At 51.0% G+C, this 25855-nt stretch carries 25 protein-coding genes; 10 read left to right on the top strand and 15 right to left on the bottom strand.

The genetic code is table 11. From position 1 onward, the window contains the following. Window positions 1–99: 99 nt before the first annotated feature. On the bottom strand, window positions 100–849 hold the full coding sequence (locus ACO0LL_RS10085) for a ZIP family metal transporter (protein ID WP_422950938.1): 750 nt from the start codon (window positions 847–849) through the stop codon (window positions 100–102). Between the two features lie 263 nt (window positions 850–1112). On the opposite strand from ACO0LL_RS10085, the gene ACO0LL_RS10090 reads away from it, so the two are divergent. Next, window positions 1113–2183 (top strand): tetratricopeptide repeat protein, encoded by a 1071-nt coding sequence (locus tag ACO0LL_RS10090; protein WP_422950731.1) that lies wholly within the window; start codon window positions 1113–1115, stop codon window positions 2181–2183. A 153-nt stretch (window positions 2184–2336) separates the two neighbouring features. Here ACO0LL_RS10090 and ACO0LL_RS10095 read toward each other — a convergent pair whose 3' ends face one another. The 5 genes from ACO0LL_RS10095 to ACO0LL_RS10115 form a co-directional block, all read right to left on the bottom strand. Further along, on the bottom strand, window positions 2337–2855 hold the full coding sequence (locus ACO0LL_RS10095; RefSeq protein WP_422950732.1) for a hypothetical protein: 519 nt from the start codon (window positions 2853–2855) through the stop codon (window positions 2337–2339). A gap of 668 nt (window positions 2856–3523) precedes the next feature. Continuing rightward, window positions 3524–5560, bottom strand: coding sequence for an ankyrin repeat domain-containing protein (locus ACO0LL_RS10100; RefSeq protein WP_422950733.1), 2037 nt, complete (start codon window positions 5558–5560; stop codon window positions 3524–3526). 87 nt (window positions 5561–5647) lie between these two features. Further along, on the bottom strand, window positions 5648–7000 hold the full coding sequence (gene gor, locus ACO0LL_RS10105; RefSeq protein ID WP_422950734.1) for a glutathione-disulfide reductase: 1353 nt from the start codon (window positions 6998–7000) through the stop codon (window positions 5648–5650). Window positions 7001–7091: 91 nt separating this feature from the next. Then, window positions 7092–7973 carry a dienelactone hydrolase family protein gene (locus ACO0LL_RS10110; RefSeq protein WP_422950735.1) on the bottom strand — a complete coding sequence of 294 codons (882 nt, stop codon included), beginning with the start codon at window positions 7971–7973 and terminating at the stop codon, window positions 7092–7094. A gap of 120 nt (window positions 7974–8093) precedes the next feature. Further along, a complete protein-coding gene (locus ACO0LL_RS10115; protein WP_422950736.1) occupies window positions 8094–8501 on the bottom strand; it encodes a lysozyme inhibitor LprI family protein in 408 nt (135 codons plus the stop codon). A 260-nt stretch (window positions 8502–8761) separates the two neighbouring features. On the opposite strand from ACO0LL_RS10115, the gene ACO0LL_RS10120 reads away from it, so the two are divergent. Beyond that, on the top strand, window positions 8762–10117 hold the full coding sequence (locus ACO0LL_RS10120; protein ID WP_422950737.1) for a M16 family metallopeptidase: 1356 nt from the start codon (window positions 8762–8764) through the stop codon (window positions 10115–10117). 39 nt (window positions 10118–10156) lie between these two features. Here the strand turns inward: ACO0LL_RS10120 and ACO0LL_RS10125 are convergent, their stop codons facing one another. Further along, on the bottom strand, window positions 10157–11155 hold the full coding sequence (locus ACO0LL_RS10125; protein ID WP_422950738.1) for a M14 family zinc carboxypeptidase: 999 nt from the start codon (window positions 11153–11155) through the stop codon (window positions 10157–10159). Between the two features lie 63 nt (window positions 11156–11218). Then, window positions 11219–12400, bottom strand: coding sequence for a methionine adenosyltransferase (metK, locus tag ACO0LL_RS10130; protein WP_422950739.1), 1182 nt, complete (start codon window positions 12398–12400; stop codon window positions 11219–11221). 238 nt (window positions 12401–12638) lie between these two features. Here metK and ACO0LL_RS10135 point away from each other — a divergent pair, with 238 nt between their 5' ends. Next, window positions 12639–13499: a lysophospholipid acyltransferase family protein gene (locus ACO0LL_RS10135; RefSeq protein WP_422950740.1), complete on the top strand. Its 861-nt coding sequence runs from the start codon at window positions 12639–12641 to the stop codon at window positions 13497–13499. After that, window positions 13496–14359, top strand: coding sequence for a lipid A biosynthesis acyltransferase (locus ACO0LL_RS10140; protein WP_422950741.1), 864 nt, complete (start codon window positions 13496–13498; stop codon window positions 14357–14359). Before ACO0LL_RS10135 ends, ACO0LL_RS10140 begins: the two co-directional genes overlap by 4 nt. On the opposite strand, the gene ACO0LL_RS10145 is transcribed toward ACO0LL_RS10140, so the two are convergent. Further along, on the bottom strand, window positions 14353–15249 hold the full coding sequence (locus ACO0LL_RS10145) for a LysR substrate-binding domain-containing protein (RefSeq protein WP_422950742.1): 897 nt from the start codon (window positions 15247–15249) through the stop codon (window positions 14353–14355). The genes ACO0LL_RS10140 and ACO0LL_RS10145 overlap by 7 nt on opposite strands. Before the next feature lie 124 nt (window positions 15250–15373). On the opposite strand from ACO0LL_RS10145, the gene ACO0LL_RS10150 reads away from it, so the two are divergent. From ACO0LL_RS10150 to ACO0LL_RS10160, 3 genes are all read left to right on the top strand, one after another. Continuing rightward, window positions 15374–15991, top strand: a complete 618-nt coding sequence (locus ACO0LL_RS10150) for a LysE family translocator (RefSeq protein WP_422950743.1) — start codon at window positions 15374–15376, stop codon at window positions 15989–15991. Between the two features lie 236 nt (window positions 15992–16227). Beyond that, on the top strand, window positions 16228–17049 hold the full coding sequence (locus tag ACO0LL_RS10155) for a DUF2087 domain-containing protein (protein WP_422950744.1): 822 nt from the start codon (window positions 16228–16230) through the stop codon (window positions 17047–17049). 388 nt (window positions 17050–17437) lie between these two features. Next, on the top strand, window positions 17438–17638 hold the full coding sequence (locus ACO0LL_RS10160) for a hypothetical protein (protein WP_422950745.1): 201 nt from the start codon (window positions 17438–17440) through the stop codon (window positions 17636–17638). Between the two features lie 2 nt (window positions 17639–17640). Here the strand turns inward: ACO0LL_RS10160 and ACO0LL_RS10165 are convergent, their stop codons facing one another. Both ACO0LL_RS10165 and ACO0LL_RS10170 read right to left on the bottom strand, forming a co-directional pair. Continuing rightward, complete coding sequence (locus ACO0LL_RS10165) at window positions 17641–18981, bottom strand: ATP-binding protein (protein ID WP_422950746.1); 1341 nt, start codon at window positions 18979–18981, stop codon at window positions 17641–17643. Then, window positions 18981–19727: a response regulator gene (locus ACO0LL_RS10170; protein ID WP_422950747.1), complete on the bottom strand. Its 747-nt coding sequence runs from the start codon at window positions 19725–19727 to the stop codon at window positions 18981–18983. Before ACO0LL_RS10170 ends, ACO0LL_RS10165 begins: the two co-directional genes overlap by 1 nt. A 218-nt stretch (window positions 19728–19945) precedes the next feature. On the opposite strand from ACO0LL_RS10170, the gene ACO0LL_RS10175 reads away from it, so the two are divergent. Beyond that, complete coding sequence (locus ACO0LL_RS10175) at window positions 19946–20476, top strand: DUF2147 domain-containing protein (protein ID WP_422950748.1); 531 nt, start codon at window positions 19946–19948, stop codon at window positions 20474–20476. A 66-nt stretch (window positions 20477–20542) separates the two neighbouring features. Here the strand turns inward: ACO0LL_RS10175 and phhA are convergent, their stop codons facing one another. Then, window positions 20543–21448: a phenylalanine 4-monooxygenase gene (phhA, locus tag ACO0LL_RS10180; protein ID WP_422950749.1), complete on the bottom strand. Its 906-nt coding sequence runs from the start codon at window positions 21446–21448 to the stop codon at window positions 20543–20545. An 87-nt stretch (window positions 21449–21535) separates the two neighbouring features. Next, entirely contained in the window at window positions 21536–22648 is a 1113-nt protein-coding gene (gene hppD / locus ACO0LL_RS10185; RefSeq protein ID WP_422950750.1) for a 4-hydroxyphenylpyruvate dioxygenase, read from the bottom strand. A 178-nt stretch (window positions 22649–22826) separates the two neighbouring features. On the opposite strand from hppD, the gene ACO0LL_RS10190 reads away from it, so the two are divergent. Further along, on the top strand, window positions 22827–23330 hold the full coding sequence (locus tag ACO0LL_RS10190; protein WP_422950751.1) for an Lrp/AsnC family transcriptional regulator: 504 nt from the start codon (window positions 22827–22829) through the stop codon (window positions 23328–23330). A 162-nt stretch (window positions 23331–23492) separates the two neighbouring features. Further along, a complete protein-coding gene (locus ACO0LL_RS10195) occupies window positions 23493–23804 on the top strand; it encodes a hypothetical protein (RefSeq protein WP_422950752.1) in 312 nt (103 codons plus the stop codon). Between the two features lie 18 nt (window positions 23805–23822). Here the strand turns inward: ACO0LL_RS10195 and ACO0LL_RS10200 are convergent, their stop codons facing one another. Together ACO0LL_RS10200 and ACO0LL_RS10205 are read right to left on the bottom strand one after the other, a co-directional pair. Further along, window positions 23823–24509, bottom strand: coding sequence for a GNAT family N-acetyltransferase (locus tag ACO0LL_RS10200; protein ID WP_422950753.1), 687 nt, complete (start codon window positions 24507–24509; stop codon window positions 23823–23825). Window positions 24510–24708: 199 nt separating this feature from the next. Then, entirely contained in the window at window positions 24709–25833 is a 1125-nt protein-coding gene (locus ACO0LL_RS10205) for a multifunctional CCA addition/repair protein (protein WP_422950754.1), read from the bottom strand. Window positions 25834–25855 lie beyond the last annotated feature (22 nt).

Here is a 25855-nt window from a genome sequence, read left to right on the forward strand (position 1 = left end):
TTCGTCGATCGGGCAAGAGATTTATTGTTTGACGATATCGAAAAACTTCATGTTTGAAGTGGCACTTCAATTGGAGTCACGCAAAAAATAGCCCTAGCATCATCTGTGACTAGTCACAAACAACACCAGCACCACCCCCAGTGATATCAGGATAATCTGCGGTATCGTTTCTTTCAGCGTCGCCCGTCTCTGCATCTGCGGCATCAGGTCACTGACCGCAATATATATAAAACCGGAAGACGCAAATACCAGCACATACGGGATCATGCCGCTGGCGCTTTCCAGCGTGTAATAACCAAGCACACCACCAACTACACCCATCATGCTGCAGATCAGGTTATACATATACGCACGCATGCGGCTGAAGCCAGCGTTCAGCAAGACGATGAAGTCACCTATCTCTTGCGGTATTTCATGGGCAATGATGGCCAGGCCGGTTACCAGGCCAAGTTTTGGGTTGGCCAGAAAGGCAGCAGCGATCAGAATGCCATCGGTGAAATTATGCAGGCCATCGCCCACCAGTATCATCCAGCCAGCCTTGCCAGCCTCATGCGCATCATGGCCATGCTCATGATGATGACCATCGCCTTCATGATGATGTGAGTGGCGCAGGATGGCGAATTTTTCCAGCAAAAAGAAAGCCAGCAAGCCGCCCAGCAAACAGGCAAACAGCGTGCGGGTGTCTGCCCCAGACTCAAAAGCCTCAGGCAGGGCATGCAACAAAGAAGTCGATAGCATAATGCCGACCGACAAACTGACCATGCGTTCTACGACTTTGGATAACAGCGAAAACGAAAAAATGGCAGCCGCAGTGATGCTTAATACACCAGCAATCGTGGTAGCAAACAGGATAGATAACAGCGTGGAGTGAATTTTAAGCCTCGGGAATTTGCAACCAGGTTGCAAATTAAAGCATATTGCGGGGTTTTCTGCAAATGCAGTCTCTACTTGCAGCTATGTTGGCACCAAAAGTATCCTCATAAATTCTTTGGCGATGACGCAATATGCAATCGTGGCATACATTCATTCCGTGATAATAGATATTGTATTTTTGCTACAATACCATCAATGTACTTTTGCCTTTTCATCACCTGCAACTGAACCAAAGACAAATGAAAAAACGGACTTTATATTCCCTGATAGTGTTACTGGCCATTGGCATCTCTAGTCAGGCTCAGGCGGCAGACAATACGAAGAATAATCAGGAAGAACAACTAGATAATTCACCAGTTTGTGAGCCAGTACCTGTATCCAAATGCTGGAAGCGTCTCGCTGATTATTTGGAAAAAGCAAAACCGCCTGAGAACGATCGCGAATTTGGTGATCAGTTATTTTCTTATGTCATCATGGCAAAACTGGCGTATTGGGCTAGGGATTTTTCTGATGCAAAAGAAATTAACCGGCTTGCACTGGATTTAAGCAAAAAAAGAAAATTTACAGGAAGAGATGCCGATATGAGTGCCAGTATTGTTGGCATCATGATCAACATCAATTTAGCGAATCTTGCTTTGAGCACGCGTGAATATACAGAGGCATTGGGCTATCTGGACCAGCATTCCTCCATCTGGGGAAAACTGGGCAAACCTGATGGAGAACCTGACGAGCTTGTGTTGATGCGTTGTGCCGCGCTGATAGGCTTGCAGCGTGCTAACGAAGCCGAGGTCTTGTTAGAGCAATTGCTGAAGAAACTCAATTTTTCCGGACGTGCTCCCTGGGAAGCTAATCCTATTGGTTTGGAACCAGTCAATCCCTATGAGTCAGGGTGCCGTATTGCCGCCCATTTCATGCGGGAAGGGAAACACGAAAAAGCCTTGGCCCTTCTGCAAACCATGGAAGAAAGGCGCACAAAAACCATTTCGCAAATGCCCAAGGATCCCGTAGCAGGAGGATACTGGGCTACCCACGGTGAGCCAACCGCCTTGCTTGATGATCAGGCAGCGATTTACCTGAAACTGGGGCGCGACGCCGAGGCTGAACCATTATTGCGTGCATCTTTACTGGTACCAGAAAAAAAGTCTGGCAAGAAGTTGCCGCTGGTGCTGACCAGGCTGGCTGAACTGAGCCGGCGCAAAGGCCAGATTGCCGAAGCCGATGCTCTGATGTTGCGGGCGAAAGCAATCCCCAGACAAGACCAATGGGAAAAGATAGATCCTTTGGCATCTACGTTGGGATACATTGATTGAACAAATCGGGAATGCTGCAAACAAGTCACCTCTAGGGTACGTGTTGACGCATCGATTTTGCATTACCACTGCGCTCGATCTACCACTACGGCCATCACAGCCGGTGCGTTGAAACGTACTCTACTTGGCTGTAAGATGGTGTTGAAAGATGTTTTACCAAAATTTCCACCAACTCTTGGCTTTGACGATGGAAGTTGATGTTGGCGCCCGGAGTTTATCTATGACCTTCGCAAGACTTTCAGCAGTAAATTCATCAACAAATGTAATTTGTGGGAACGGCGTGGATGTGGACACATTGTGTCCACTGGCAATTGAATTTTGAACGGTATTATATGTTGCGGATTCCCTGGCGAATCGAATACAGCCTTCATAAGGCAAGTAGCGCTCATACAATTCCAGCGCACTCTTGAAATATGCATCATTCGTGAAATTGCCACGTCGCAGTATTTCGCCAGCACCGTTTGCGAACACGTATTCATTGCTTGATTTTGCGCCTGTATGTGACACGGCTCGTTGGCCCCAGGCTGCCTGGACACACATTGTTATGGCAAAAATCTCTTGATCGTTCAATCCTAAGGAGCTGAGATATACATTGATAGTGTCATCTCTATAGTTTGGATTTTTAGAAAGAAATTCTGCAAGTGATAGTACGTGTGAATGGATTCCAGGCATAAATTGTCGATTGGTGCGATAGTGAAAATGAGCAATGATACTTTATCAAATATAAATCTATGCTGTTGATACCTGGGGAATTCAATTTCTCATAGAGGTGCTATATTTTGCTGCTCTTGCGTTTAGTATCAATATATATAGAACTCATTTCATAAATATGAATGAGGTGCGTTTGCCTCATAACGCGGAATGGCAATGCTGACACGGCAATTAATGCTTGCATCATCAAAAATAAATTCTATGTTATCTGGTACATGTTATAAGGCAAACCCTTAGTGAACTGACGATTTGGGCGCATTGCTGCGCTTAGTATGCCACCCCTCCTTTGCTAAGGCATGAGCCTTAGCTGCAGAGGTAAAGTCGCTGAGGCCTTGCACTGCATCCCAAATCGTCTTGTTCGCACTCATCCCTATTTATGAAATGAGTTCTAGTAAAACACACGATAGTCTGCAAGTGTTATTGGGTAGTCACTTGCGAGATTGGGTTTGGGTAGCTTCATCAGCCTACACTACCGCCGTCCGCATCGCCATAAATTTCTCTGTCAGCGCAGGATGTATATCTAAACTGACCTCCGCTTTGAGCGCGCAAGAGTGGTTCTACAGGCATGTCAGGCGTTGCCGAGAGGTGGTGAAGGGCAGACTATATCCTGCAGAAAAATTAAAATATGGTTACTTAACTTTCGCACAAATCTCGCGGCCAATTTCCAGCGCCCCGTTTTTGTTCAGCCATGCTGCTGCCGCATCGGCTTTCAGGCAATTGGCCCAGGCCAGTGCTGAGATGCCATTTTTATCAGTAGCATTCAAATTGAGTTTAAATTCGGAAGCGGCCATCATCTCCAGCATATCAGTCTGGTTTTTGATGATCGCCTGCCAAAAACTTAATGAACCATCCTTGTTCACATTATTTGGATTGGCACCAAATTCCAGAAAGGTTTTCACTAGGTCCGCCCGCCCGGATTTGAGCGCGTAGTCCAGTGGATAATTCAGGCCACAGGTCGTGCATCCTGAGGCAATATTCACATTATTGTATTTTGTGAGCATGGCGCGTATCAGGTCTTCGCGATGCGGCTCATAACCCTCAAATCGCAAATACAAAGGCAGTAATTCGCCTGAGGTCTTGTTCTTGCCATCATCGTACGCGTGATTTTTGTCTAGTTGCAAGCCGTGCGCTATCAATTGCATGGTACTTTCAGGACGCATGTGTGCATATACACCGATGTTCTCTGGGATGTTCTGCCCAAACATATGATTGATATCTGCACCAGCACTGATTAAAAAATCCACTTCTTGCCAGTCAATTTTCTTTTCATAATCGCGGGTGGCAAGTATGCGGCTGAGCACAGCTTCGGCTTCAATCTGGGGCAAGAGGGTTTTTGCTTTTGTGGCCGCATGCTGCGCCAGCGCTGCTGCCAGCAAGCTGGGGTAGGCTGGTTTATCCCAGGCGCGTGATAAAACTTCTCTCCGCAGTGGATCTGCACCACGTTTTAGTAGCTGTAGTACAGCATCTGCGTTTTTAGTGGCTACAGCATTGCGCATCAATTCCCTGTCATTGACTGCGTTAGGACCTGCCTGTGAAAACAGAAAGTCGAGGGTAGTTGCAGGTACTATGCCCAGGTCAGGATACTGCTGCAATAATTCCATCGCTACTGGCGACAGGGCATAGCGTCTTGTCTCTGGCCTTTCGCGAGAGTTGCTCAAGAAGTTTTTTTTATTGAATTTCTTTAATACGCGCAGTGCTTGCGCTGCTGGCATGAACCGTGTCAGTTTCAGCAACTCGGTATTGGCGTAGCTGTTTTCATAGGGGGCAGGTACAGCCAGGTGCGGGAAGATGGCTTGATCGAACAAATCATAAAATTCTTTTTGCAAAGCCACGATCATGTTCCAGTCATGATTTCCTCTCAGAAGTGCAATGCCTGCATTTAGCCATTGCGCATCGCCATTTTCATCACGCGGTATCTGGCCTGCCCGCAGTAGCTCACGCAAATTCTCCAGGATGATAGTTCTTTCCTTTTCATCCTTTGTTGCCATGCCAGGAAATTTGAGCATTTCTGCATGCAGCAACTGGCCACAGATAAATTCCAGTTGCATTTGTGGTGAACGTTTCCTGAACCAGTCTTTTGTGCTGGCACGCAAGTGATCAAAAGCCACCTGTTTCATGTCCGGCCGTCTTTTACCCTGGCAAATTACCGCAGCATCAGCGACTTCTTTGCCATCAGGCCTTTTCTTCAAAGGTTCAGGTGTGGCTGGAGAAATACCTTTGGCGGCAACCGGGTACAAATCAATCGCTTCCAGCATGAAGCCTTGCATGATGTAATAGACATAGCCTGTCGTCACCTCCCTGTCTATATAAGATTTTTGTGTGGGTGAACTGACTTGCACGGCTGTTCCCACGGGTAGTTTCATCAGCACACCGCTGTCCACCCATATCGCGCATGAAGTCTTGAGCAGGCTCTGCTCTTTTAGTAACTGCAACAATTTGTCCTGCGTGACCAACGCACTTTTGTGAACATTGGCGTCCCACTGCTGGCTGTCAGTTGACATGCGGTAGGTAAGTTCACCCTGTATTTTCTCTATCCTGATGATGGCAGAGCCATTTTTTTCGCTGGCAAAATCACCCAGTAAGTCATCGGTGCATGCAGCATGGGAGTTGTTTGAAAACAGGCCAAGCATGATGGCGAGGAAAAATGGGAGATGAAATTTATGCAAAGTCGTGTCAGAAGGAATGAGTTCAAGGAAAATACTAAAAACTACGAAACACCGGCACTATCTATTTACCGGAACAGTTTCCTTTAGCTACACTACTGCCGTCCTCATCGTCACAAACTCTTCTGCAATCGTAGGATGCACACCTATGGTGGCGTCGACCTGTGCTTTGGTCACACCGCATTGCATTGCCACTGCAAAGCCCTGGATGATTTCGCCAGCGTCCGGCCCTACCATGTGCATGCCTAGTACACGGTCGGTATCGGCATCAACGATCATTTTCATGAGGCAGCGTTCGCTGGAACCAGACAGCGTGTGTTTGAGTGCCTTGAATTCGCTTTTGAAGATTCTGACATGCGCATGTTTTTCACGTGCTTTGGCTTCTGTCATGCCCAGGGTGGCGACATTCGGGTGGCTGAACACGGCAGTGGGAATATTTTCATAGGACATCAGCTTGCGGCCATGCTGGAACAGGTTGGCTGCAACGACCATGCCTTCTGCCAGTGCCACCGGGGTCAGTGCCACGCGGTCGATGACATCGCCGATGGCATAGATATGCGGGACATTGGTGGCGAAGTGCTCATCCACGCTGATGGCACCATTCTCGCGCACCAGCACGCCGGCGTTCTCCAGCCCCAGTCCTCTGACATTGGGTTTACGGCCTGTCGCAAACAGGATGCAGTCACTTTCCAGCGTACGGCCATCGCTCAGCACTACCTGTCTGCTGTCACCTTGTGCGGTTATAGAAACAATGCTGGTATCGAGTGCAATATCCACGCCTTTTTTGCGCATTTCCGCAATCAGGAAATGCCCCAGGTCTGCATCCATGCTGCGCAAGATTTGCATCCCGCGTTGTACCAGCGTGACCTTGCAACCCAGGCCGTTCAGGATGGAGGCTAGCTCTACCGCAATATATCCACCACCTTGTACTATCGCATGGCGCGGCAGGGCAGGCAGGTGAAAGAATTCGTCCGACGTAATGCCCAGTTCACTGCCTGGCAATTCTGGCTTGACCGGGTGGCCGCCAGTAGCGATCAGGATATGATGTGCGCTATAGCTTTTGCCGTTCACCACAACCGTATGCGCATCCACTATCTGCGCATGACCGGCGATGACATCCACATTTGCATTCGTCAGTATCTGGCTGTAGATGCCATTGAGCCTGGCGATTTCCTTGTCCTTGTTGGCGATCAGGGTAGGCCAGTCAAAACGCTGCTCACCCAGGCTCCAGCCAAAGCCAGCAGCCTCTTCAAAGTCGTTATGATAATGCGCGGCATACGACATCAGTTTTTTAGGGATACAACCTGCGTTCACGCATGTGCCACCCAGCGGGCCCGATTCTGCCAGAGCAACCCGGGCACCATATTGCGCAGCAAAGCGGCTGGCCCGCACACCACCAGAACCGCCGCCTATCGTGAATAAGTCATAGTCGTAAGTGTGCATGGTAGTGGTCCTGGGATAAGATGAAAGAGGCAGATCTGGCAAATCGCTTGCACCGGATCTGCTCGTGATCGTGATACAGAGAAGAAGATAATTACACTACGCCATTGGCCTTGAACCAGGCCAGAGCACGGCCCCAGCCATCCTTGGCATCGGCTTCGTTATAGCTGGGGCGATAGTCAGCATTGAAGGCATGGCCAGAATTTTCATACACCTTGAATTCTGATTTGCTATTGCCTTTTTTGAGTTCCACTTCCATCTTGAAGACAGATTCCACAGGGATACCCTGGTCCTTGGCACCATACAGGCCCAGCACCGGTGTTTTCAGGTTGGCGGCGATATCAATAGGGTGCTTGGGCGTCAATGCCGAGGCATCGCCGACCAGCTTGCCATACCAGGCCACCCCGGCTTTGACATTCGGGTTGTAGGCAGAATACATCCAGGTGATGCGGCCACCCCAGCAAAAGCCAGTGATGCCCAGGCGCTTGGTGTCGCCACCATTATTGGCTGCCCATGCAACTGAAGCATCGAGATCACCCATGACTTGCGCATCAGGCACTTTGGAAATAATTTCCTTGATTAGTTCGGCCACGCTGGCAGCATTTTTTGCATCGCCTTGGCGCACAAACAATTCAGGCGCAATCGCCAGATAACCCTGTTTGGCAAAGCGGCGGGCGACATCGGCAATATGTTCATGCACACCAAAAATTTCGGAAATCACCAGTATCACTGGCAAATTGCTCTTGCCCTCGGGTTTGGCAAAGTACAAAGGTACTTCTGCACCGGCGACAGTCAGTTTTGCCACGCCATCTGTCAGACCGGCGCGGTCAGTCTTGATCATGGTTTGCGCGCTCACTGGTGCAACTGCTGCGGCAAAGCCGACACCAACTGCGGTTTGCATGAAACTGCGGCGGTTGACTGCCGTACTATCTTCAGTGCTACCAACCAGGCTATTAAAGTCTTCGCGAAGCTGCATGGTGTTCTCCTGTAAGGTTTCTTCGTGGGGTATGTATGAAACGCCGGATAAAACAGCATTGCATTGTACAACCGATTATCAAAACCTACCTGTCCGCCACGCTGGCTTAAGGTTTAGGCTTCAGGGACGGGGCAGTACAGGTGGCGTGCTGTCTGCATAGGTCAGGTAGGCTTGCCACACATCATGGGTACGGTTTTGTGTCAGGTCAAGCTGGCACTGGGCAGACTGGCGATAGCGCACGCTGCCTTGTGCCCAATAAGTATAGACATCACCACAATGGGCGGAGCGATATTGTTCCCAGGATTTTTGCGCGTTATCGAGGTTGAGCTTGACGTCCGGAGTTCTGTCAATGCGGCTTTTGGCAGCTTGCAGGTAGGTCTGCAGCTTCTTGTCTGCCTTGCTCACTTCGGCAGTCATGCACTGGGCTTCTTCCTGCGTATTTTTTGCTGTTGCACACAATATTCCAGCGTGGCTGACGGTTGCTGTGGCGCAGAGCAGGCATGCCAATATCGATTGAATGGATTTCATAAGTTCCTTCAGGTCCTTGAGTTCATCACAACACGTCAACACCGGATTGATGTTGAATAAATAGTAACACAAGGATATTATTAGAGTTTGCTTAAAGTCAATTCATTCTTGACGGCACTTCTTAAGCAAAAGCAGTTGATGAGAATTTCCCGATATTTTTTCAGGTAACTGACAAGGGAAACCTTAAGTAAAATTTTTTAAATCATACTAATTTTTAAAGTGCCTTCATATCTATGACTCCTCGTATTTTTTCAAGAATATTGTTACTCAGCCTTTTTTGGCAAGTGCAGGCAGGCAGCTTTGCCGCGGATTCGGAAAAAGTAGGAACAACAGTAAGTAATGACACGCAAGTGCGCTTTGTCCGCAGTATTGAGGGCGTACATGAGTATCAGTTGAAGAATGGTTTGCAGATACTGCTTATGCCTGATGCCAAATCCAGCCTTTATGTCGTGAATCTGGTGTACCGCACAGGCAGTGCAGGTGAGCTGGAAGGGCAATCGGGACTGGCGCATATGTTTGAGCATTTTGTCGCGCAGCGCAGTTCTTTGCTCTACCCGAGACTGGAAGATGATTTAAAAGAAAAACACATCAGCCGCTTGGGTATTACTAGCAGCGACTATACGTATTACAGAACAAAAAACATCAGCAGCCGCAAAGAGCTGGAATGGATACTCTCGCTGGATGCCGAGCGCATGAGCCAGTTCAATTATAGTGAAGACAGTTTGAAGACCGCATTGCAGGAAGTCTATGAAGAGATAGGCAACACGAGCAGCAAACATGATGCAAGTTTATTGCGAAAAACTGTGATTGCCATGCGGCCAGGCCAGGCAAGCGGGCGCAATACTCTGGGTGATAAAAGTGATCTGGCGAATGCCAACCTGAATAAACTTAAAATATTCTGGCAAAGCTATTACCGGCCCGATAATGCCAGCCTGATTGTCGCCGGCAATTTTGACAATACAGAAATGCTGGAGCTAATTCAAGCCCGCTTTGCCAGCATACCCAAACCTGAATCTGTTCTCCAGCACAGGCGATTTGAAAAGATTACCCAGCTTGCCGCGCAAGAAATCAGCCTGAGCTATAGGCGCACTGCGCCGGGCATGATCAGTGCCTATCGTGTTGTGCCTGTTGGTGATCCAGATTTTGTTGCGGTTCATTTGATTGCCAGCATACTCAAAGACCGGTGTCAGGAGAAAAAATCTGCAGATGCCACGATGACAGAAAAAATCGGCGTTTATGTGACGCCTTATCTGGATGACAGTATCCTGTTTGTCAGGTCCCTATTGCCATATGGATCGGGTAACTTGCTGCCCGATGCCAAAGCCAGACTCCTGAGTCTGGAAAAAGACATTCTGGAACATCCTTTTACTCAGGCTGAACTGGATCGTGCCAAGGCAGAGTGGCTCAAGGGTTTTCAGTCCCGCAAGAATGACGCAGAGCGTTATGCCGTAGCATTGCCGCTTTACCTGGTTGCCAATGACTGGAGCTGGTATTTCACAGTCAGGGATAGTGCAGAGAAGATATCCCTGAGCAAAGTGCAAAGTCTGGCGCAGCAATGGATGCTGGACAAAAACCGGACCATGGCTTTCTTAATCGAAGATGAGACTGCACAGTAAGTCCACAGGATAAACGATGTAGTTAATGCAGATGCAAATTCAAGGATTACGTGCCGTCTTCAACGGTGTCGCCACGTTCTGCCGTATCCACGTCTGCATGTCTTGCCAGATGCGCTGTACTTCTGCGTCTGGCGGCATTTGCGTGGCGTTTGGCAGTTCTATGGTGACCACCGGGATGTCTTTGTGCAGGCCGCTGTAATTGCCGAGTGAGCCGGGATAGACACCGACGCGATTATAGATCAGGCGGCCAAAGCGGTTCGGTGGAGTGGTTGGGCCGTCAAAGTCGAGTACGCCAAAAGGGGCGTGGACAGAGATGATGACGTCGGGCTTGTACTTTTCTATGGTTTCATACACCCAGCGGCTTTCCGGTTCAGAGATCGGTGCCTTGCCTGGATAGCGACGCGGGTCGCTGCGTGTCACGCGGGCCCAGTAGCTTGGCGCTTCTTTTTGCCAGTTGGGCGTGGGGAAGTTGCGGTTCAGGTCTATGCCACGGGCATTGACGCGGCGTGGCTTGGGGGCCAGCAGGCCATCAGGGTTGACCACAGGTGCCACGCGCCAGTTGAATTCCAACGGGCTTTTTTGCATGGCTTCCATCCATTTGAACACAACGGAAGACGCCGTCTGTTCATCGCCATGTATGCCACCCAGCAGCAGTACCCGTATCGCTTGCGGGTGTTTGGCATCTGCCTTGATATCGCGGAATAGTACCGGGAAACCATTGAGAGAATTGGCACCAGTAGGACTCAGTTTGCTGTTCTTGCAGTCAGTCAGGCTGACCTTGGGCAAGCGTGCTACCAGTGGCGTACACCAGTCGCTGATGATTTTTGGTTTGACAGGTGGCTTGATTGGTGTTGATGGTGCTGACGCCGCTGAAGGCGTAGATGCTGCTGGTGGAACTGATGCAGCAGGCGAAGCAGGCGTGGTAGGGATAGCAGGGGTAGCAGACAGACTGTTTGCAGATTGCATGGCCAGCAGGCCAGCCACCGCAAACAAAGCACTGAGGTTTTTGCAGCGAGATGCGCAGAACTTACTTCTCATAAAACTGACCGGCATTCTCGCTTCTACTCCCAGTGCTACCTATTACTTAAAACAATGAAGATACTACAGTCCGGCAGCAGCGCGCAGAATTGCTGCCTTGTCGGTACGTTCCCAGGTGAATTCCGGCTCTTCACGACCAAAGTGGCCGTAAGCGGCTGTCTTGGAATAGATAGGGCGCAGCAAGTCCAGCATCTGGATAATGCCTTTTGGACGCAGGTCAAAATGCTCATTCACCAGTGCGGCGATCTGGTCATCAGGGATGACGCCTGTGCCTTCAGTGTAAACAGTCACGTTCATTGGGCGTGCTACACCAATCGCATAAGCTACCTGGATCTGGCATTGACGCGCGATACCCGCAGCGACGATATTCTTGGCGACATAACGTGCCGCATAGGCAGCAGAACGATCTACCTTGGTAGGGTCTTTACCGGAGAAAGCGCCGCCGCCATGAGGGCAGGCACCGCCGTAGGTATCAACGATGATCTTGCGGCCAGTCAGGCCACAATCACCTTGCGGGCCGCCGATAACGAAACGGCCAGTCGGGTTGATCAGGAATTTAGTGTCCAGCAACCATTCTTTAGGCAAGACTGGTTTGATGATTTCTTCAATGACTGCGTCAATGAAAGACTGCTTCATCTTGGTGGAGGTTTCGCTTTGGTCAGGGTGATGCTGGGTGGACAGCACGACAGTGTCGATACTGTGCGGTTTGCCATCGACATAACGCATGGTGACCTGGCTCTTGGCATCCGGGCGCAGGAAAGGCAAACGGCCATCCTTGCGCAATTGTGCCTGGCGCTCTACCAGACGGTGCGCATAGTAAATTGGCGCAGGCATCAGTTCTGGTGTTTCATCGCAGGCATAACCAAACATCAGACCCTGGTCACCGGCACCGGTGTTAAGGTGATCGTCAGAAGCCTGATCAACACCCTGGGCGATATCATTGGATTGCTTGTCGTAAGCAACCAATACCGCGCAACCCTTGTAATCGATACCATAATCGGTATTGTCGTAGCCTATGCGCTTGATGGTGTCGCGTGCGACCTGTATGTAATCAACGTGGGCATTCGTGGTGATTTCACCAGCCAGAACGACCAGACCAGTATTGGTCAGAGTTTCGGCAGCAACGCGGGAACGGGGATCCTGTTCAAAGATCGCATCCAGAATCGCGTCGGAAATCTGATCGGCGACTTTGTCCGGATGTCCCTCGGATACTGATTCAGAGGTGAAAAGAAAATCATTAGCCATCGCAGGCTCCTATAAAAAATTGACCGTAAAAATTATGCCGCAGTCGGAAGAGTCCTGCGACGCTTTAGCGAATTTTATTAACCGCCTCGCAAGTTGTCATTAACTCGGCGGTGGCTTGCCTTCTGTGTTTATCCTGCCCTAAAGCAGGTCAGAGCTAGCCAATATGTGATATTTTACGCTCGTTCTGCATAGTCTGTCGAATATACCCTTATTATTATACTGATAATTGAGCAGCATCATGCTTGTCACTTTGTTTCGTTTCCTTTCCATTTTTCCATTGTCGGTCTTGCATTTTTCCGGAGCCGCGCTGGGTTGGTTCGTCTATTTGCTGTCGGGATCGTATCGCCGCCGCCTGAAACAAAATATCACGCGTGCCGGTTTTCCTGAGCATTTGCATGTTGCCGTGCGTGAGGCAGGCAAGAATATCCTGGAGCTGCCCTTTATCTGGTGCGCCAAGCCTGACAGGGTATTAAAAACGGCGACGATAGAGAACTGGGAGCTGGTGCAGGCCGCGCTGGATGCCAAGAAAGGCGTGATATTTTTGACACCACATCTGGGCTGTTTTGAAATCGTCGCCCAAAGCATCGCCGTACGTACCCGCCTGACTGTCTTATACCGCCCGCCACGCAAGGCGGCTTTAAAACCATTGATAGAAGGCGCACGCGCCCGTGACAATCTTTTGCTGGCACCGGCAAATTTCTCTGGTGTCAGGATCATGGCCAAGGCACTTAAAAAAGGTGAGGCGATAGGTTTGCTGCCCGACCAGGTGCCGCAAGAAGGCGAGGGTGTCTGGGCCAAATTCTTTGGCAAACGCGCCTATACCATGACCCTGTCTGCCAAATTGCATGGCATGACAGACGCGCCGATTATCCTGACTTTTGCAGAGCGCCTGCCCGGCGGGCGCGGCTATGTGGTCCGCTTCGTGCCTTTTGAAGAAGAGCTGGGTACAGATCCGGTGGCACAGGCTACAGCCATCAATCGCGGCATGGAAAAACTGATTGCGCTATCCCCTGCGCAGTACTTCTGGAGTTATAACCGCTACAAGAAACCGGATGGCGTTGATGGGCCGGAAAGCGGCACAGACAGGGAGCCAGCATGAGGGCAGTGCTGGTCCTGATGTGGATATTGCACTGGTTGCCGTTGCCGCTGCTTGGCCGCCTGGGTGAAGGTGTGGGCAGCATATTATTTATGCTGATACGCAAGCGCAGGCATATCACGCTGACGAATCTGGCGCTTTGCCTGCCGCATTTGAGCCAAGCCGAAAGGCAGGCCATCGCCAAACGTCATTTCCAGGTCTATGCCCGCAGCGTGCTGGAACGCGGCATACTCTGGTGGGCATCAGAAGCGCGTTTGAAGCGGCTCATACAGATACACCCTGCCGTACCCATGGCAGCAATGGCAGAGAGCCCTACCATATTGATGTGCCCGCATTTTGTGAGTCTCGATGTGGCAGGCGTGGCGGTGATGCTGGAGTCATCGCTGTGTTCCATTTACACCCGCCAGCGCAGCAAGGTGTTTGATGCAGCGCTGCGCAAAGGGCGCTCGCGCTTTCGCCCTGTAAAACTGTTTTCACGGGCGGAAGGCGTCAAACCCATCATCCGCGCCATGCGTGAAAACCTGCCTTTCTTTATGTTGCCGGATATGGACTTTGGTGCCAAGGATGCCGAGTTTGTGCCTTTCTTTGGCGTGCCCGCAGCGACATTGACTGCAGTGCCGAGAATTGCCGCGACTACGAGTGCGAAAGTCATCCCCGTCATCGCGACTATTTTGCCTGACTACAAGGGTTGGAAAGTAACTTTCCACGAGCCCTGGCAAAATTATCCGGGCGATGATATCGTCGCGGCTACGCGTTATATGAATGCCTTCATTGAGCAGGAAATTTTGAAAGCGCCAGCCGAATACTTTTGGGCGCACAAGCGTTTCAAAACACGTCCTCCGGGTGAACCCAGCGTTTATTGAGTCAGGTCAGTGACGGCCTGTGCCGTCACTTCCAGTTCTTGTTGCAACCATCCCAGAAACGCCAGACGGCGCTGGTCTTCATCAAAGGGCAGGGCTGACAGCAAGACATAGTCTGTGCCGTCTTCCATGAAAACATGAGGCGCAATGAGTTGCCCGCTGCGGATTTCATCTTCCACCATATACGCTGATGCCATCGCCACACCCAGGCCAGCGCAAGCCGCCTGCAGGCTCAGGTAAAAATGTTCGTAGGTCGCCCGGCCTTTGCCACGTGCAGTTTGCCTGCTGAGTTTTTGCCATTGCTGCCATGCATCGGGCCGGGTTGCCGTGTGCAACAGGCATTGCTGGTTCAGTGGCAGTTTGCCTTGTTTCAGCAGGCCTGGTGTGCAAACCGGAGCGATCAGTTCACGGGCGACTTTGGCTACATGGTAGTTTGCATCCCAGACAAAATCATTGCGTCGCAAAGCCAGGTCTATATGTCCATGGCGCAAATCGACAGGCCCGCCAGCGGCAAATAAATGAATCTCCAGTTCAGGGTGTAGCTGCCTGAATTTGCCCAGGCGTGGGATCAGCCAGCGCATGGCTATCGTCGGTTCACACGACACTACCAGCGGTTGATCATCTGCCTGTCTGAGCTGGCGCAAACCTGCTTCCAGTTGCCGCATGATGTCAGTGCAAGTGCCTTGCAGACTCAAGCCTGCGCGTGTCAAGAAAATGGCGCGGTTGCGGCGTTCGAACAATTCCACGCCCAGGTTTTCTTCGAGTTGTTTGATCTGACGGCTGACAGCGCCGTGGGTCACATGCAGTTCTTCTGCTGCCCTGACCAGGCTTAAATGGCGTGCGGCGACTTCAAAAACGCGTATCGCATTCAGGGATGGCAGGTGCCTGGACATATGTGAGATTTTCTCAATGATATGGCTGAGTATATATCGATTTTTATAATTAATGCTGTGCTTCAGAATACAAGCATGTGTGATCTTTCATCACAAGTAAATATTTCTTATCCTGAGGAAGAAAATGACAGAACTCATTGCCGTCGCCATCATCACCATCCTGGCCGTCATCAGCCCCGGAGCTGACTTTGCCATGGTCACCAGGAACAGTTATCTGTATGGCCGTCGTGCGGGTCTGCTGGCTGCCAGTGGCATTGCGCTGGGCGTGCAAGTGCACGTCATGTACACCATGCTGGGTGTGGGCCTGTTGATTGCCAAATCACCCAGCCTGTATTTCGCCATCAAGATTATCGGTGCGGTCTATTTGATTTATATCGGCTACCAGACTTTTTTTGCCCGTGCGGTCATCAGTACAGAAGCTGGAGCAGGGCAGTCATTAAATAATCTGGCGGCCTTGCGTGCAGGTTTCATGACCAATGCCTTTAATCCCAAAACCACTTTATTTGTCCTGAGCACTTATACCCAGGTCGTGCAAGTTGATACCAGCCTGCTGGCGCAATTTGCTTATGGCTTGTTTATGTCTGCCGCGCACTGGATATGGTTCAGCCTGGTTGCCCTGTTCTTTTCAGATCATCGCCTGCGTGCAGGCATGCTCAGGCAGCAAGTGATATTGAATCGTTTCATTGGTGCAGTGCTGATTGTGCTGGGTGTGTCCCTCGCCAGTTTGCCAGCCTTGCATTAGTTGCATGGTTGACGAAATTCTGAGGCGAGCCTACAATTGCGGCACAGGTGCTAAGGGGCGCCTACCCGCAAAAGAGGCTCTCACCCTGCAAATGCACATCCAAATTAATGTGATAATTGCCATGTTTCGTTTGACGTCAGCGGGTCGTCGATAAGCGAACTGGAGTTCATCATGTTATCGTCGTATCACCCATCATTGTTCATCACACAACAGCCCACATTGACTGGAGCTGCAGCATGAACGCATTGACTACAGAAATTAAAACCCGTGCCCGTTTATTGCAAAAGCTGCTGGAGACGCGCAATACCGCAGCCAGCAAACGCGCCCTGATCTTAAGCCGCCAGCGCCAATGGGAAATTCCCGAGAGTTGGCAACTCAAGCACTGCATGAACCTGGCTGCAGCCGATGCCGGTTTCCAGAACTGGGAACATGCCCGCATCGTCCTCGGTGGCGAAGCCAGACCTGGTGAAGACATGGGTGACTTCTGGCATGGTCCCGAGGTGTCGGTCTTCATCAATCACTGGTATGCCAGCTATGCCGAAGCGCAGGAGCAATTGCGAGCTAACGAAGCTGGTTATTTGCTGCCTTACCGTAAGCAATACCTCGTCGTCACCAGTGATTATTTGCAGGCATTGGGTGTCAGTGCTGCTGCTGAATATTGGGACACTATCGGGCGTGATCTGGTGCAGGGCTATGGCAGCGCGAGCTGGCTGAACCTGGCGCAGCAACGTCTGCAAGCCAGCCGCACCGAGCGTTTCAAAGCGAACTGGGATGCCTCCCAGATCATGCTGGATTTGCAGTCCACCGAAGTTGAGGCTGAGCGGGTGATGAAGTCTTTCGTCAAGGATGGGCGGCTGGTGAGTATTCCTGAGCAGCGTAAAAAGCGGCTGGTGATTTTGCGCTGGCTGGTGGACCAATTACAGTTTGAGCGGCGGTATGTGGAGGCTGATATCAATAGCTTCTTGTTGCAGTTTCATTCTGATTTCGCGACCTTGCGGCGGGAGTTTATTATGAATGGATTGATGGAGAGGGCTGAGGGGGAGTATTGGAGGGTGTGATCGGCATCTTGGTATTTTGATGCAGATGGAATCCACGGTTTCGACATGATGCCGAGCTGAAAGAATTCAAATTGACGGCAATAAAGTTATCGTCATTCCACCGGGCTGGCGCTCCAGCGTGCTTTTGGCTGGAATCCAGTGGCTTTTATTGCATACCGTATCGTTTAAAATAAATTGCCCTTCGTAGAACCAAGCCGGATCTCGGCCCGGCGGCCGAAATTCTTTCTTTGCGTCGCCAAAGAAAGAATTCAAAGAAAGGCGACCCAGGCGTAGCCGCCCCTTCGGGGTTCCCATTTGTGCAGTACAAAAAATGGGAAGATCCGAAACTCGCTACCCTTGCAGGGCGCACAATCGCTTGCAAGCGATTGCCGTTACGCAGGCGAAGTGCATGCACTTCGAAACCCCAGCTACACCTCAAACACGGGCATTTCTTGATCCATTTTCTGTACTGCACAAATGGCGGCTACACATGGGAACAGCGAAAGTCAAAAACAGCCTCAACCCCAAAGTCAAACCCAACAGCAACGGCAACCTCAACGTCACCACGACCGCCACTCACATTCTTCGCGATCAACTGCTCACCGATTAAACCTACCCCACCGCAGTCTGCAAAGGCAAGCTGACACTCACCGCCAAGCCTCCGTCTTCACGATTGGCAAACCGTATTTGCGCATGCAATTGCAGCGCCAGTTGCGCCACGATAGCAAGTCCCAGCCCTGCGCCACCAGTCTCACGGTTACGGGAAGATTCAAGTCGCACGAAAGGTTGCATGACAGCTTCCCATTGTTCTTCAGGGATGCCTGGGCCTGTGTCCTGTACCGTGATGATTGCGTGCTGTGTATCGCTACTTAAAATAAGTTCTACTTCGCCACCAAACTTAAGAGCATTGTCGATGAGATTACCGAGCAAACGGGACAGGGCCAGGGGGCGGGTCTGTATGATCTGGCTGCTATTGCCATGCAGGCTGACCTGCTGGCCGGTGTCGCAATAGTCTTGTACCAGGCTGCCAGCCAGGGCATCGAGATTGATTTTGCTGCTGGCTTCCTGGTCGGCTTGCAGCTGGTTTTGTACCTTGGCATAGGCCAGACCTTGCTCTACCAGTTTTTGCATGGCGTGCAGGTCGGCCTGCATTTTGTCGCGCTGGCTGTCGTCGTCCATGAGTTCGGTGCGCAGGCGCAGGCGGGTGATGGGGGTTTGCAGGTCGTGGGTGATGGAGGCCAGGATTTGCATGCGTTCTGCGAGGTACGTATCTATGCGTTCCTGCATGTTCTGGAAGGCAGTCGCTGCGCGGAATACTTCACGCGGTGCGCGGGCAGGGAACTGTGGCCTGGCGCCCGGCTTGACCATCGCATCTGCGGCGTCGGCCAGCATCGCCAGAGGGCGTGTCGCCGTCTTGACGGCCAGCCAGCTTGCCAGCATGATGATGGCAAGCTGTACGCAGAGTAGCGAGAACATGTTCCATTGTATGGTGTATGGCGTTGCAGTCAGGCGCACGGTCAGTGGCGCGCCATCACTCAGAGCCAGATGTAATTGCAGGATTTTTTTATCGTTTTCAGTACGTACGCTGATCCGGATTTTTGCCGGATGCTCCAGATTATTTTTGATGGCCTCTATCGCCTCGTTGGCAATGTCCAGGTCTATGCTGTCCTTGGCATCAGCAGGGGCGGCATGCAAAGTATATTCATAGTTGTTGCGGGCAAGTTTGTCCAGCCAGCCCTGACGTTCACTGACTGGCAGCCGGTCAAGAAATGAAATCGCATTGGCGACATCCTTGCCTACTGAGTAAACCATATGATTTTTCCTGACCTGCATCTTGTCCCATTGCGAAGACGCAAACGACAGTGCATACGCCATTAGCAGCGCACTGAGCAAAATCAGGCATAGACGGCCAAACAGGGTGTGCGGCCAGTGCGGGCTTTCTATGATGTGCATCAAGCCTCCTCGGGTGCCGTGACCTGTGCGCAAAATACATAACCTTCACTGCGCACGGTTTTGATATAGCGCGGCTCGCGCGCATCATCACGCAAATGCTGGCGCAGGCGGCTGACCAGCAAATCGATGGAGCGCTCGAACAGATCGGCATCGCGACCCTGTGTCAGGTTCAGTAACTGGTCACGGTTCAATACTCGCTGCGGGTGTTCGACAAAGACTTGCAGCAGACGGTATTCCGCCCCGCTGAGCGTGACCATGACACCGTCTTTATCGAGCAGATGGCGTGCCAGGGTATCGAGTTGCCATTCGCCAAATTGCAACATGGCTGGTGGCTTTTGTTCGCGCAGTTTGGGCGGCAGCATGCGTGTACGGCGCAAGACGGCCTTGATCCTTGCCAGCAGTTCGCGTGCGGCGAAAGGCTTGGTCAGGTAATCATCGGCACCCATCTCCAGGCCGACGATGCGGTCAGTCTCTTCAGCGCGTGCCGTCAGAAAAAATATTGGGATGACTTTATGCGGGCCAGAGCGCAATTCACGGCACAGGCTCAAGCCATCCTCGCCCGGCATCATGATATCAAGCACGATGAGGTCGATGGCACTGCCTTCGAGCAAGGCGCGCATTTGCTTGCCACCCGCAGCCGTGCTGACCTTGTTGCCATTCTTGCGCAGGTACAGGGCAGTCAGTTCGCGTATTTCTGCATCATCATCAACGATGAGGATGTGATCCGGGGATTCTGTGTTTTCCATGTGTCGGGCTTTGTGCTCATCTATTCGCTACGCTCATAGGGCTTTATAGCTTAAATCGCGGCAGAGGCAAAATCTTTTGTATCCCAGTGTATCTGGGTGCTGTTGACACATATGTAGATGCAAATATGGCATTTCCTGACATGTGCCAGATACCTTGTGCCTGTCTAATGAGTTTGCCGTGATGAATTAATCACCTCGACAACTCAAGGAGAACTGACATGAAAAAGCAAATGATCGTTATCACCACTTTCCCCACTGTATTGATGAGTGCCTGGTCTGCCCAGGCGCAGCAGGCTGGTTTGTCTGATTATTACCTGGCACCTGTGGAAGCTCAAATCCAGTCGAACAATCTTGCCAGTAGCAAGGCTAGCGCAGTTGCCGGTACCTGGCTCACGCAAAGTGGCAGCCTGGAAGTGCAGATCAGCAATTGTGGCGAAGCCTTGTGCGGCAAAGTCAGCAAGGTCAATGATGCGGGCAATGTCAGCAACATGGCTGCCATGGGCGCTGCCCCAACATCCATGCCCGCCACGCCTGTGCTGGGCAAGACCATCATGGAAGGTTTTACGCCAGGCAAGGCCGACACCTGGTCAGGCAAGATTTTTAACCGTGCCGATGGTCAGACCTATGCCTGCCAGATGCGCATGCTGAGCCAGACTGAGCTGGAAGTCACAGCCTACAAGGACAAGCCAGAAAATGGCCGTACCCAGGTGTGGACGCGCGTGTCCAACATCATCACGGCGCAAAAATAAAAATGGGAGCATCGCCTGATGCTCCCATTTCATTTTTCAATATCAATCTTCAATAGCAATCCAGGCTTACGGCAGCAATTCAACTTCACCCGGCAATAAAGTATTGGCTGGCAAGGCATCGAGTTGTTTCAGGCGCTCATAATAAGGCGTGAAATCCGGTGCCGTGCCATCAAACAATTGCTGGAAATCGTCGATGAAAAAATAGGTTTCCTGATAGCTGTCTATCTTGTACAGGGTTTGCAGGCAGCGTTCTATGTCGAGATGGATATGGCGTGAAGTCGTTCCCGGCTTCAGGCAATATTCCACTTCGCCACCCGACGACAGAATGCCCGCGCCATAGATGCGCAAACCCTTGTCGGTATTGATCAGGCCAAACTCTACTGTGTACCAGTACAAGCGCGCCAGAAAATCCAGGCCACCCAGCTTCATCGCCTTCAAACCGCCTTTGCCATACAGCTGCATGTAATCGGCAAAAATCGGATTGAATAGCATGGGCACGTGACCAAAATAATCGTGGAAGACATCGGGTTCGACGATGTAATTGAATTCTTCCGGCGTGCGCAACCAGACCGTGATCGGGAAGCGGCGGTTGGCCAGGTGTTCGAAGAAAGTCAGTTCCGGGATCAGGCCAGGCACGGCCACGATGCGCCAGCCGGTTGCGGCAAATAATTCTTCTGAAGTACGCTCAAACTTCGGGATGCCAGCCGAGGCATCCATCTTGTGGAGTGCTTCTATGAACTCGTCGCAGGCACGGCCAGGCAAGAGTTCCATCTGGCGCTGATACAGCTTGCGCCACAGTTCATGCTCTGCTTCGGTATAGGCATCCCAGTCTTGCTCGACAACATATTGTGCATCGGCTTTTTCATAATTGCCACGCAGGGCTGCACCATTGGATTTTTCGGCAACGGCGGCCAGAAAATCGTCGTTGCTGACAGTCGTGTCAGCAGTAGCGGAAGTAGCGATAGTATCCATATTTTTCAGTGAAAAAGGCCGGCATCAGATGATGACCAGCCTCTTTCATATCTCCATTAGCTATTAGCGAAACAAAGTTTTAATGCATCAGGCAGTTGTTTCGTCTTTGATGACGCCACGACGGATCTGATCCAGCTCAATAGATTCAAACAGGGCGCGGAAATTACCTTCACCAAAACCCTGGTCGCCTTTACGCTGGATGATTTCAAAGAAGATAGGGCCGATGACTGTGGTCGTGAAAATCTGCAACAGCAATTCACGCGATGTTTCTGTGCTCTTACCATCGACCAGAATGCGCAGCTTGCGCAATTCTTCGAGGTTTTCGCCATGGCCAGGCAGGCGGCGGTCTACCAGGTCATAGTAAGTTTCTATGGTGTCCTGGAACACCACGCCATTGGCTTTCATGCCGCCAACGGTGTCATAGATATTGTCGGTGCCCATGGCGATATGTTGCACGCCTTCGCCGTGGTACAGGTCCAGGTATTCAGCGATCTGGGATTTGTCATCCGAAGATTCATTGATAGGAATACGGATTTTGCCGCATGGAGAAGTCATGGCTTTGGACTTCAGGCCTGTATGTTTGCCAGCGATATCGAAGTAACGGATTTCGCGGAAGTTGAACAGGGTTTCATAGAAATCTGCCCATTCTTTCATGCGGCCACGATGTACATTGTGGGTCAGGTGATCGATGTAAGTCAGGCCTTTGCCGACAGGATTGGAATCCACGCCTGGCAATGCCACGAAGTCAGCATCATAGATACTGATATTGCCGATGGCACCTGCATCTGCACCATCTTTACCATGCCAGCGATCAACGAAATAAATCAGGGAATCGCCAATGCCTTTGATGGCAGGGATATTCAATTCCATAGGGCCGGTTTTATTGTCAAAACCCCAGGCACCCAGTTCCAGTGCGCGCTTGTAGGCAGCGTTGGCATCCTTGACGCGGAAAGCGAATGCGCAAACAGACTGGCCATGTTTGCGGGCAAATTTTTGTGCGAAAGAATCAGGTTCTGCATTGATGATGAAATTCACACCACCCTGGCGGAAAAGAGTCACATCCTTGGTACGATGTTTGGCTATCGCAGTAAAACCCATGGTGACGAATAATTCGCCGAGTGCTTTTGGATCGGGTGCTGCATACTCGATAAACTCAAAGCCATCGGTACCCATAGGGTTTTCCCAAGTTTGGAAAGTCATGCCTGTCTCCTCAGTGTGATCATCAGTGTCCGCTGCATCTACCGCTTTCAAGGCTGGCTTTGATGTAGCTCAAGCTCTCAGTATAGTCTGCGAAACGCGCCATATAATTGCAAAATAACCCAATGGTTTGTCAATCTGAGCAATAATATTGCTTAATTTATTTATTATGAGGCAGATTATGCTTGAAGTTGAACTGGACAAGATAGACCGCAAGATCCTGGCGATTTTGCAGGCAGACGGCAGGCTGACCAACCAGGAAGTGGCGGAGCGCGTCAATCTCTCACCTTCGCCCTGCCTGCGCCGTATCAAGCGTCTCGAAGACAGTGGTGTCATCCGCAAATACGTAGCCTTGCTGGAACCGGCCAAGATAGGCCTGGGCTTGCTGGCCTACGTCAATGTGCGGCTGGAAAAGCATAGTGATGCCCCCGGCAAGGGCGCATCACGCTCGCCGCGCGATGACTTCTCGGCCTCAGTTGGGCAGTGGCCAGAGGTGGTAGCCTGTTATGCGATGACAGGCGAAATGGACTATCTCTTGCGCGTGCATGTGGAAGACATGAACCATTTTTCGCGCTTCATGATGGAGACGCTGTTGCGGCATGCTGCTGTGCTGGATGTAAAGTCGAGTTTTGCCTTGCAGCAGATTAAGGATACGACGGCATTGCCGGTGGTGGCGGGGGCATGATGACCTGCGTCGATGAGCTGAATTTGATGGAAAATTCTATTTTTTACAAGTACAGCGAGATTTGTTAATATCTGTGTTGGTAACATTTTGATACATATTGTCCGAATAGTAAAATTACCCAAATGGTTTGACAGGTCCGGTTTGATAAGCAAGGGAAATGACGTGACAAAAAATGAAGTTTCGGCGAGGGTGCACCGTTGGCTATCTTACCTTTATGGTGCTATTTTAGTTTTTGCTTTGTTGTACTTTGTGTTTGGAAGTTCGGTCATCAAGGTTGCAGATGTATTGCCATCAGTATTATTTTTTTGCGTACTTGTCGCTATACATTTCTTCACTTCTGTTGGTGCTCAAAAGAAAGAGCCCTGGGCCAGAGGCGCTTCGATAGTACTTGGCATACTGATGCTATTTGGCTTTCCTATTGGTACCATTCTGGGAATTGTCTTGCTGTCCAATAGCAACTGGAACGAGACTTAGAGCTGGTCCGATCCGGGGTTACTTTGACCTGTCCTTTACACCAGGAAGATGCCTGAGCCATTTTGCCGCTGCACGCGCATTGGCCTTGATGGTGTAGTCTATCGCTGCTACCTGTTCCTGCATCGCTTCCCTGAGCATGCTGGCGGCGTCGGCTGGCAAGAGCTTGAGGTAGGCGTCAGCTTCGCCATAGGCGCGGTGGATTTCCATGCCCGCCTTCTTGGCGATATGTATCATAGTCTGGTTTGATGACAGGCAATGCATGTACAGGGTATCAACATCATCATTGCGACAGTGAATGGCACCGCGTTCAAACAGCTTGGAACCTATGCCCTTGCCACGTGCATTGCCGGAAACTGAAACACCAAATTCTGCGACCTTGTCCTTGTTGCTGTGCTCATCATCTTCACTGCGGGGAGCATATGCAAGGTGACCAACTCCGACCACATTGAAGCTGTGGCTGATGACGCCAAATACCTTGTCGCGGGAAAAGTCTATGCCATCGACATATTTTTCTACCATGGCATCGGGCAGGTAAGTACCAAAGCGTAGCAGGCGGTCACTTTCTTCAAGGCCAAGAAAGTGTCTCATGATGCGGTGCCGGTCTTTTTCTGACAATTCCTTGACAAAAATAGTGGGTTTGGAGGGCTTGTTGGAAGAGTCGAGCAAGTGTTTGGGATCTTCAGGAAACATATCAGACGCATTCATATCAGCTCCTTATGGGTAGCTTTTTGTGCACTGCACAATGCATTGTAGATGATCTGCCCTGATTATTCCAGAAAAGCCCGGTTTTTGAGAATAAACCTTCTATTCACTCAGTGGAGCCGGAATGAAACCGCAATGAAGTCAGTGCCTGACCTGGCTTTGTATGTGACTTATTTATCTACTTATTTATCTGCTTACTTAGTTACTTAATCATGGCTTCCAGCGCTGCTATCCTGGCTGCCCGTATCGCTACGGGAATCTGTGCCGGGTTGCTAGTATGCAAACTGGCAATCTCGCCGCCATTGACTTGTTGTACTACCTCCAGCGACTTGCTCAGGCTGGCTAGTGGTGCATATGGCTGGTCCGGCTGGGCATACAGGCAGGCTGTTGCATGCAATAGTTCGAGGAAGCGCTGGGGTTTGCGGTAGGCATCGCAGCGCCCGAGCAAATCGACAGTGTCTGCCGCAGACAGGCCAGCTGCGTCCTTGATACATAAATGTTCACGTGCCAGCATGATAGCGAGGTCACGGCATTCTGCCGGGACTTTCAGGCGCTGGCAGATGCCATCAACGAGCTTGCCTGGCAAATCATGCAAGAGCACGGCATAGCGCAGCTGCAGAGCTAAATCTGCCTGTGCGCTGGCATCCAGCAATTGCATCAGGCGCTGCATTTGCACTTTTGGCAAGGCATCAATTTCTGGCAACAAGCGCTGCAGTGCACCGCAACTCTGCAAGACTGCAAACATGCGTGAAGGACGGGTTTCCATCAGACCACGCGAAATTTCTTGCCATACCCGTTCGGCAACGAGAGCATCGACCTCACCGGCAGCGACCATGGTTTGCATTAGTGCTGTGGTTTCCTCTGCGACGCTGAAGTCTTGCGGTGGCGTGGCAAAGCGTGCCGCAAAGCGGGCCAGGCGCAGTATGCGTACCGGGTCTTCGCAAAATGCCATCGATACATGGCGGAACACGCGGTTTTTGATATCTTGCAGGCCACCATAAGGGTCGATGATATTACCGTCATCATCCTGCGCCATCGCATTGATGCTGAGGTCGCGGCGTATCAGGTCTTGTTCCAGCGTGACTTCTGCATCGGTATGAAAGACAAAGCCCTTGTAACCCGCAGCCGTCTTGCGTTCAGTACGGGCCAGCGCGTATTCTTCATGGGTTTTGGGATGCAGGAATACCGGGAAGTCCTTGCCTACCGGCAGGTAACCCTGGGCCAGCATGTCTTCAGGCGTGGCACCGACGACGACGAAATCGCGGTCTTGCACCGGGAAGCCGAGCAAGGCATCGCGCACGGCTCCGCCTACGATGTATGTTTTCATCGATGTCTTCATCTATGTCTTC

It is taken from the genome of Undibacterium sp. TC4M20W, from assembly GCF_049340245.1.
Classification (GTDB): domain Bacteria; phylum Pseudomonadota; class Gammaproteobacteria; order Burkholderiales; family Burkholderiaceae_D; genus Undibacterium.

Excerpts from the sequence above, each read along its gene's own strand:
- ACO0LL_RS10145 (WP_422950742.1), bottom strand. The coding sequence starts at position 15,249 with ATGTCCAGGCACCTGCCATCCCTGAATGCGATACGCGTTTTTGAAGTC.
- hppD (WP_422950750.1), bottom strand. The coding sequence starts at position 22,648 with ATGACTTTCCAAACTTGGGAAAACCCTATGGGTACCGATGGCTTTGAG.
- ACO0LL_RS10135 (WP_422950740.1), top strand. The coding sequence starts at position 12,639 with ATGCTTGTCACTTTGTTTCGTTTCCTTTCCATTTTTCCATTGTCGGTC.
- ACO0LL_RS10125 (WP_422950738.1), bottom strand. The coding sequence starts at position 11,155 with ATGAGAAGTAAGTTCTGCGCATCTCGCTGCAAAAACCTCAGTGCTTTG.
- ACO0LL_RS10115 (WP_422950736.1), bottom strand. The coding sequence starts at position 8,501 with ATGAAATCCATTCAATCGATATTGGCATGCCTGCTCTGCGCCACAGCA.
- ACO0LL_RS10190 (WP_422950751.1), top strand. The coding sequence starts at position 22,827 with ATGCTTGAAGTTGAACTGGACAAGATAGACCGCAAGATCCTGGCGATT.
- ACO0LL_RS10200 (WP_422950753.1), bottom strand. The coding sequence starts at position 24,509 with ATGAATGCGTCTGATATGTTTCCTGAAGATCCCAAACACTTGCTCGAC.
- ACO0LL_RS10090 (WP_422950731.1), top strand. The coding sequence starts at position 1,113 with ATGAAAAAACGGACTTTATATTCCCTGATAGTGTTACTGGCCATTGGC.
- ACO0LL_RS10165 (WP_422950746.1), bottom strand. The coding sequence starts at position 18,981 with ATGCACATCATAGAAAGCCCGCACTGGCCGCACACCCTGTTTGGCCGT.
- ACO0LL_RS10175 (WP_422950748.1), top strand. The coding sequence starts at position 19,946 with ATGAAAAAGCAAATGATCGTTATCACCACTTTCCCCACTGTATTGATG.
- ACO0LL_RS10155 (WP_422950744.1), top strand. The coding sequence starts at position 16,228 with ATGAACGCATTGACTACAGAAATTAAAACCCGTGCCCGTTTATTGCAA.
- ACO0LL_RS10140 (WP_422950741.1), top strand. The coding sequence starts at position 13,496 with ATGAGGGCAGTGCTGGTCCTGATGTGGATATTGCACTGGTTGCCGTTG.
- ACO0LL_RS10205 (WP_422950754.1), bottom strand. The coding sequence starts at position 25,833 with ATGAAAACATACATCGTAGGCGGAGCCGTGCGCGATGCCTTGCTCGGC.
- ACO0LL_RS10095 (WP_422950732.1), bottom strand. The coding sequence starts at position 2,855 with ATGCCTGGAATCCATTCACACGTACTATCACTTGCAGAATTTCTTTCT.
- metK (WP_422950739.1), bottom strand. The coding sequence starts at position 12,400 with ATGGCTAATGATTTTCTTTTCACCTCTGAATCAGTATCCGAGGGACAT.
- ACO0LL_RS10110 (WP_422950735.1), bottom strand. The coding sequence starts at position 7,973 with ATGCAGCTTCGCGAAGACTTTAATAGCCTGGTTGGTAGCACTGAAGAT.
- ACO0LL_RS10170 (WP_422950747.1), bottom strand. The coding sequence starts at position 19,727 with ATGGAAAACACAGAATCCCCGGATCACATCCTCATCGTTGATGATGAT.
- phhA (WP_422950749.1), bottom strand. The coding sequence starts at position 21,448 with ATGGATACTATCGCTACTTCCGCTACTGCTGACACGACTGTCAGCAAC.
- ACO0LL_RS10160 (WP_422950745.1), top strand. The coding sequence starts at position 17,438 with ATGCACTTCGAAACCCCAGCTACACCTCAAACACGGGCATTTCTTGAT.
- gor (WP_422950734.1), bottom strand. The coding sequence starts at position 7,000 with ATGCACACTTACGACTATGACTTATTCACGATAGGCGGCGGTTCTGGT.
- ACO0LL_RS10150 (WP_422950743.1), top strand. The coding sequence starts at position 15,374 with ATGACAGAACTCATTGCCGTCGCCATCATCACCATCCTGGCCGTCATC.